At 64.2% G+C, this 7,333-nt stretch carries 5 protein-coding genes; 2 read left to right on the top strand and 3 right to left on the bottom strand.

Annotated features, from left to right (window positions below):
• On the bottom strand, positions 1-1,703 hold a 1,703-nt coding region (locus ACEN88_RS20485; protein ID WP_413342502.1), incomplete at its 3' end, for an alginate lyase family protein.
• A gap of 420 nt (positions 1,704-2,123) precedes the next feature.
• On the opposite strand from ACEN88_RS20485, the gene ACEN88_RS20480 reads away from it, so the two are divergent.
• Complete coding sequence (locus ACEN88_RS20480) at positions 2,124-3,827, top strand: hypothetical protein (RefSeq protein WP_413342500.1); 1,704 nt, start codon at positions 2,124-2,126, stop codon at positions 3,825-3,827.
• A gap of 47 nt (positions 3,828-3,874) precedes the next feature.
• Here the strand turns inward: ACEN88_RS20480 and ACEN88_RS20475 are convergent, their stop codons facing one another.
• Together ACEN88_RS20475 and ACEN88_RS20470 are read right to left on the bottom strand one after the other, a co-directional pair.
• A complete protein-coding gene (locus ACEN88_RS20475) occupies positions 3,875-4,303 on the bottom strand; it encodes an ion channel (RefSeq protein ID WP_413342498.1) in 429 nt (142 codons plus the stop codon).
• Between the two features lie 118 nt (positions 4,304-4,421).
• Positions 4,422-6,839: an alginate lyase family protein gene (locus ACEN88_RS20470; RefSeq protein ID WP_413342496.1), complete on the bottom strand. Its 2,418-nt coding sequence runs from the start codon at positions 6,837-6,839 to the stop codon at positions 4,422-4,424.
• 352 nt (positions 6,840-7,191) lie between these two features.
• Here ACEN88_RS20470 and ACEN88_RS20465 point away from each other — a divergent pair.
• Positions 7,192-7,333 (top strand): NAD(P)-binding domain-containing protein (locus tag ACEN88_RS20465; RefSeq protein ID WP_413342504.1); only part of this gene is annotated, 142 nt, incomplete at its 3' end.

The following is a 7,333-nucleotide window of genomic DNA, read 5'->3' as shown; positions in this document are numbered from 1 at the left end:
GGCGCGGCGGGGATGGCGGCGGGCGCGCCGCCGTCGCCGCCCGTGATTTGCACGTTGCTGAAGGTGGAGGTATTCAGCGTGCCGTTGGCGACCGAGGCGACCACCAGGCCGGCATAGATCGTGTCCGGCAGCGGGCCGTCGATGCGGCCGATGTCGGTGGCGGCCCAGTTGGTCCCGTCGGGAGACAAGTAACCCGTGATCATGTTGCCGATGCGCTCGAGCTTTACCCAGTAAGAGGCGGTGGAGCTCGCAATGGGGAGCACCTTGTTTCCGTAGTTATTGCCGCCGTAAACAGCGAGATTCTGCATGTTCTGTTCGGCCTGGATCCGGTTGGTAATGGCCATCCAGGCGCGCGGCGCACCCTTCGCAAGGCTCGTGCGCATCATGACGCCTGCTTTCGCGGACGGGCTGGTGTTCTGGAGCGACTCCACTTTCGCGATGATGGCGCCGTCGCCGGTGAGCGCCTGGTACGCGAAGTGGCAGCTGTCGTTCCCGCCCCAGATTTCGGCGCCTCCCCCTTTCACGGTCCATTTGCCGTCGGCGTAGGTGGCCGAGCCGGCCGGGGCGGCACCCCCGATGTCCGCGTCGGCAAAGCCCGAGGTGATCGAGCTGGTGGCGGGAATGGACAACGCCGGCGGGGGCGTCGCCGTCGACGTGTCGACGTCCTTCAGGAACACGAAGCTGCCGCTGTCCACCGGCATCCACTGGCGCCGCTGCGCGATGAACGGTGCCTGCATGCCCTTGCGGTTGACGTAGGCGTTGTAAATCTGGTTGAGCACGATGTTCCCGCCTCCCCAGCCGTTCCACCCGCGGTTCGTGTTGTCGGCGGTGTAGTAGGCGTCGGTGGTGCCGAACGGGAGGAAGGGCGTGGGCTCGAGCTCGTTCACCCGCGCGAAATATTCGCCGGCCGCCAGCAGGCGGTTGTCGAAATCGGAATAGACGTCGATGCCTTGCTTCCACAGCGCCTCGGCGAGCATGACCAGCGATTTCAGCTGTCCATGGGCATGCCCCTGGTCACGCAGGGAGTCGCCGAGCATGCCGATGTCGTTGGAACTGCGCAGGCCGATGTGGGCGAGCGTGCGGGTCTGGGCGACGACCCGGTCCAGGAGCTCGGTGTCGTCGTTGAAGATGGCCATCAGTCCGAGCGCGTTCAGGGCCAGCGCGCCCTTGTTGGCGGCGCCGAACATGTTCTCGCCATACGGGTTCGATGCCGGAATCAGGACATTGGTGAAGTAGGCCTTGACCGTGGCCGTGTCGGCCTCCGTCCAGTCCGGCCATGTGCCGCGCAGGATATCCGCGCCGCCCACGAACATGTAGGCGTAGTCGCCCAGGTCGAGCATCGACTCGCGACCCGCGAACTCGGTCTGGACGGTGGCCCACTGCATCAGGATGTCGTGCGCCTTCTTCGCATAATCCTTGTTGCCGGTGAAATACCACATCCGCGACAGATTCCAGATCGCCATCATGTCGCTGCGCCACGGCCAGAGATTCACATCGGGGGCGCGGCTCACGGTCGCATACGGCCCCCCCATGACGTAGGTGAGCCTGGCCCTGCCGTCGTTCGCCAGCTGGTCGTACGCGGACTTCCACGGCTGCCTGCCTTGATCGACGTACGACTTGAGCGTCATGAGATCGGAGGCGGTGAGGGGCGTGCCCGGGTGCGTGAAACCGGTGACCTGCGCCACGCCGTCAACCGGGAGCATGGCGGTGCTCGACATGAGCAGCGCAGCGGCAAGACTGGTTCGAGCAAACATCCTGGAGTTTTTTTTCATCGGTAGCCTTCATTAATGAACATCCAAACGGCGCGCCGATGGCGCGCCCCGACAATGTCACGTTCAAGGGCATACCGGGCGTCCCCGTCGCCTTGCCCGCAGCCTCGCCGCGAGGCGAGGTGTTTTGTTCGAGCGTCAAACTATTAAATTATGGCAGCAATATTGCCGTGCAGCAATATGTTTGCGTATGTATATGGATGAATGTAGCATTAATTTAACATTAACGTCGACTGGCGTGCAGTTCATCTTACAGTCGTGTGTCTTGTCGTGGGAATGTGCGCATTTCTACCGGCTGGCCATCTGTTATGTTGGTTGTCGCTGTCCGTCCCCGCCCAAAAAAGAAAGACGCGCATGGCCAACTGCAAACACGTCGTTTCCCTGCTCGCGGCAATCGCGCTCATGCCTGCGCATGCATCCGGGAGCGAGCCCGCGAAGGTTGTCGTCAAGGGCAGGCACGATCCGTCCACGGTCGTCGTCAAAGGTGTGCGCGATCCGTCGGCATGGTTCCGGATCGAGAGCCAGCACCTGATCGTGTATTCGAACGACGACCCGGATGACGTCATCGAACTGGTCAACAATCTGGAGCGGCTCGACTACGTGCTGCGGCTGTACCTGAAGCCGTTCCTGGACGGTCGGGAGACGCTGCCCAAGTTCAGGCTGTACTTCCAGGGCCGGCCGGACATGCCGCCGGAGTTCGGCGTAGTCGACGGTTCCGCCATGGCCCTGACCAGCAGCTGTGTCTACGGGACGCAAGCGTTCACGTTCAGCAAGGCCAAGAGCTGGAAGCTGGACAATGCGTCGCTGCTCCGACCGGAAGACGATTACACGCTGATGACGAATTTCTGGGTGTACGCCGATAATTTCCTGCGCCGCCATACGCGCATCCGCGCGCCGGGGTGGTTCTTTGCCGGCTTCGACGCGTACTTCGGCGGCATGCGCTTTACCGACAACCAGATGCTGGTCGGCCGCGATGGCGGGACGTCCTATAACCTGCTGCAGGAGATCGACGAGGGGCGGATCAGGCGCCTGCGATTCGACGATGTCCTGCACGACCGTTTACCGTCCGAAACGTATGCGTATGCGGTCGGCACGAACGGGTATTACCGGCAATGGGAATTCCTCGCGCGCTCGTTCAACCTCGTACACTACATGCTTTCGTCCGAGGACAACCGCAACAAGATGGCGAAGTATCTTGAACGGGTCAACGAAGGCAGCGATTCCGCCGACGCGTTTGCCGACGTCTACGGCCTGTCGGGACAAGAGCTCGACGCGGCGATGTGGCGTTACCGCCAGGCGTCCATGAAAATCCTGCAGGTCGAGGTACCAGACCTGCCCCAGGCCCATATCGAATTCACCCGCCTGAGCCGCATGGAGGGCGAATTCGTGCTCGACAACGCCGCGCTGATGGCCTGCCCCGCGCCCGCCGACGGCAGGAAACTGCTGGCGCGTTTGCAGCAGACGGCAGCGCAGGCACCAGCCGTCGATTTTGCCCAGATCACGCTGAGCCGCGCCCAGGTCGATTGGGGCAATCCGGGTGATGCCATCGGCTACCTGGCGCGCGCCGTCGAGAACGATCCCTACAATCCCGAACCGCATTATCTGCTGGGCCTGGCACAGACGAAGCTGGCGGAAGGCGCGGGCCCCGACAGGCACGACCGGCTGGAAGCGGCTCGCGCCAGCCTGGCGCAGGCCGCCTTGCTGGCGCCGGAAGCGCCCGACGTGTCGTATGCGCTGTTTCGTGTCGGACTGATGGAGGCGGAGCCGAGCGTCAAGGACATCGGCAGGGCAATCGATGCCTGGCGCCACGGCCACGATGTCGCCGCGTTCGCGCGCGCTGCCGCGCTGGCCCACGCATGGCAGGGCGATCCCGCCGGTGCCTATCAGGTACTCAATGCGCTGGCGCGGAACGCGGGGGACCCCGGGAACGCCGCGTGGGCAACGACCTGGCTCGCCAGGCTGGAGAAGGGCGTGCCGCGGAATGAACTGCTGGCGGCAATGCGCGCGGAACAGCCGATGGCGCTCGCGGCCCGGTCGTGGATGCATAGCCGCCGCTAGGGACGCATCACCCCGGCAGCACCGGCGTCGCCATCGATCCTGGCGCGTTATCGGGTGTCATCCCACAACCGCTCCATCGACAAATAGGTGTACGACGCCGTCCACCCGATCAGCAGCATCCCGTTCAGCGCCTGCATGCCCGCCAGCAGGCGCAGGTCGCCGTGCGGCAGCACGTCGCCGTAGCCCAGCGTCGTGTAGGTCTCCGCCGAAAAGTACAGGCAGCGCGTGAACGGCAGCGGGCCGGGGTCGCCCATGTGGCCGACGCCGAAGCGGGTCGCCAGCAGATAGTAGGCGAGGCCGTACAGCAGGATTTCGATGAAGTGCGCGCCGAACGCGCCGACGATCACGAATACGAGCCGCATGCGCGGCGGGATGCGCAATGCGGGCAACGCGGCCGTCATCAAACGCAGCACCTCGTAGTGGATCACGGTCGTGGCGATCAGCAGGAACGCGCAGGCGGTGATGGCGATGCCCATGCTCTGACTTTCCGGGACGATGTTCGATGCAGGGGAGCATAGCAAAGGTCGGCGCTACGCGATGAAAAGACCGGGACTGCGCGTCCCGGTCCTCTTTACGCAGGACGCCTGCCGCGTCTCACGGCTTCGCGGCAAACAGCCCGAGCTCCGACAGCGCCGTCGAGGCGGTATCGCCATTATTGGCCGTGATGTTGAGCCGATACCAGCGATACGCGCCTCCCCCCGCGACCGGGTAGCTTTTCGGCTGGAGACGGTTGGCGAACACCTGGTTGCTTTGCGCGTCGAGCGTCGTCCAGCCGACGCCGTCGTTGGAGCCCTGGAACTGCCAGTCCTTCGGATCGCGCGGGGCCATGTCGCTGGCGCTGATGACCGTATAGCGCAGGACGGTCTCCGTGTGGCCCAGGTCGTACTTCAGCCACCCGGTCGGGGCCCCGTAGAGCCATTTCGTCGCCGAGTTCCGGTCGAAGGCCAGTCCGGCGTTGGCCGCGTTGTTGGCGCCGTCGGTGGCACTGCCGCCGGTGGCCACGTTCGTCAACGGATGCACGGGCGTGGCGTTGTCCTCGGGAGAATTCGCGCTCGTGCCGGCGGTGTTGGTCGCCGTGACCGTGTAGTAGTAGGTCATGCCGTTGCTCACCGAATTATCCGTGTAGCTGCCGTCCGTGACGCCCGATGCGATGGTCGTGTAGGGGCCGCCGCTGAACGTGGCGCGCTTGACCGTGTAACTCGTGGCACCGAAGGACTGCTGCCAGCGCAGCGGAACGGCCCCGTCGCCCGGTTCGGCCAGCAGCGTGGCGGGCGCGGCCGGGATGACGCTCGGCGCGCCACCGTTGCCGCCCGTGACCTGGACGTTGCTGAAAGTGGAGGTGTTCAGCGTGCCGTTGGCATGCGAGACGACCGCCAGGCCGGCATAGATCGTGGCGGGCAGCGTGCCGTCGATGCGGCCGACGTCGGTGGCGGCCCAGTTGGTGCCGTCGGGCGACACGTAGCCAGTGATCATGTTGCCGATGCGCTCGAGCTTCACCCAGTAAGAGGGCACGGTGTTCGCGATGGGCAGGGCCTTGTTGCCATAGTTCGTGCCGCCGTAGACAGCAAGGTTCGGCATGTTCTGTTCGACCTTGACCTGGTTCGTCACGAGCATCGTGGCGCGCGGCGCTCCCTGGGCCAGGCCGGTGCGCATCATCACGCCCGCCTTGGCGTACGGGCTGGTGTTCTGGATCGTCTCGACTTTCGCGATGATCGCGCCGTCGCCGATGAGGGCCTTGTAGGCGAAGTGGCCGCCATCGGCCGTGCCCCAGCTGTCGGCGCCTGCGCCCACCACGGTCCATTTGCCGTTGGCGTACGAGGACGTGCCGGCCGGGGTGCTGTTTCCGATATCGATATCATTCAAGCCCGAAGTGATCGAGGTCGTCGCGGGAATGGCGAGCGCCGGCGCGGGCGCGGCCGTCGAGGTGTCGACCTCCTTCATGAACATGAAGCTGGTGCTGTCCACCGGCATCCACAGGCGCCGCTGCGCGATGTAGGGGGCAGGCCTGCCCTTGCGGACCGCGTAGGCGCCATGGATCACATTGAGCGCGATGTTCCCGCCGCCCCATCCGCGGTTCGTGTTGTCGGCGATGTAGTAGGCGTCGGTGGTGCCGAACGGGAGGAACGGCGTCGGCGCGAGCTCGTTCACCCGTGCGAAATATTCGCCTGCCGCCAGCAGGCGCTCGTCGAGATCGGCATAGACGTCGATGCCCTGTTTCCACAGCGCTTCGGCGAGCATGGACAGCGACAACAGCTGGCCATGGGCGTGCCCCTGGTCGCGCAGGGAATCGCCGAGCATGCCGATGTCGTTGGAACTGCGCAGGCCGATGTGGGCGAGGGTGCGCGTCTGGGCGACGACCTGGTTCAGCAACGCGGTGTCGTCGTTGAAGATGGCCATCAGTCCGAGCGCGTTCAGGGCCAGCGCGCCCTTGTTGGCGGCGCCGAACATGTTTTCGCCGTAAGGGTTCGACGCCGGAATCAGGACATTGGCGAAATATGCCTTGACCGTGGCCGTATCGCTGGCCGTCCAACCCGACCAGGTGCCGCGCAGGATGTCCGCGCCGCCCACGAACCTGTAAGCGTAGTCGCCCAGGTCGAGCATCGACTCGCCGCCCGAGAACGCCGTCTGGTTGGTCGCCCACGCGATCAGGATATCGTGCGCTTTCTTTGCGTAGGCGTCGTTGCCGGTGAAATACCACATCCGCGACAGATTCCAGACGGCGATCATGTCGTTACGCCATGGCCAGAGATTCACGTCGGGGCTGCGGCTCACGGTCGCGAATGGACCCGCCATGACGTAGGTGGACTGCGATTTGCCGTCGGCCTTCAATTGGTCATAGCCGGACTTCCATGGCTGCCTGCCCTGGTCGACATAGGACTTGAGCGTCGCGAGATCGGACACGGTGAGCGGCGTGCCCGGATGCGTGAAACCGGTGACCTGCGCCGCGCCATGACCCGGCAGCGCGGCGGTGCTGGCCAGGAACAGTGTCGCGAGGATGTGTCGGATGCCCATAAACTCTTCTCTAGAACTGATTTTCATCGGTACCCCTTCATGAGTGAACATCATTAACCGGCGACACCTCAGCCTCGCGACATCGTGCGCCGGGACTGTCACGTTCAAGGGCGTACCGGGCGTCCCCGTCGCCTTGCCCGTGGTCTCGCAAGACTGCGAGATATTGATTGAGCAACAACATCTATATGGCCGAGTTATGGTGGATCTGTATATAAAGTTATAAAGGTTAACGATAACATAAACAGGCGTGGAGATTGTTCTGTTGAACGCGCGTGTTGCGACATCGTCAGCCTCACGCTGGTTTAATATCGGTTTTGCCCATAGCGGGCAGACACTCGAATAAGGAACACGCATGAGCATCGCATTCATCGGCCTGGGCAGCATGGGCCACCACATGGCGGCCAACCTGCTGAAGTCCGGCCAGCCCGTCCACGTCTGGAACCGCAGCCCCGCACCCGTGCAGGCGCTGGCGGCGCTCGGCGCGAAGCCGGCCG

The organism is Massilia sp. CT11-108, from assembly GCF_047302915.1.
Lineage (GTDB): Bacteria > Pseudomonadota > Gammaproteobacteria > Burkholderiales > Burkholderiaceae_D > Telluria > Telluria orientalis.
Note: the sequence above shows the minus strand (reverse complement) of the source record. Positions and strands in the feature narration are given on the sequence as shown.

Excerpts from the sequence above, each read along its gene's own strand:
- ACEN88_RS20480 (WP_413342500.1), top strand. The coding sequence starts at position 2,124 with ATGGCCAACTGCAAACACGTCGTTTCCCTGCTCGCGGCAATCGCGCTC.
- ACEN88_RS20475 (WP_413342498.1), bottom strand. The coding sequence starts at position 4,303 with ATGGGCATCGCCATCACCGCCTGCGCGTTCCTGCTGATCGCCACGACC.
- ACEN88_RS20470 (WP_413342496.1), bottom strand. The coding sequence starts at position 6,839 with ATGGGCATCCGACACATCCTCGCGACACTGTTCCTGGCCAGCACCGCC.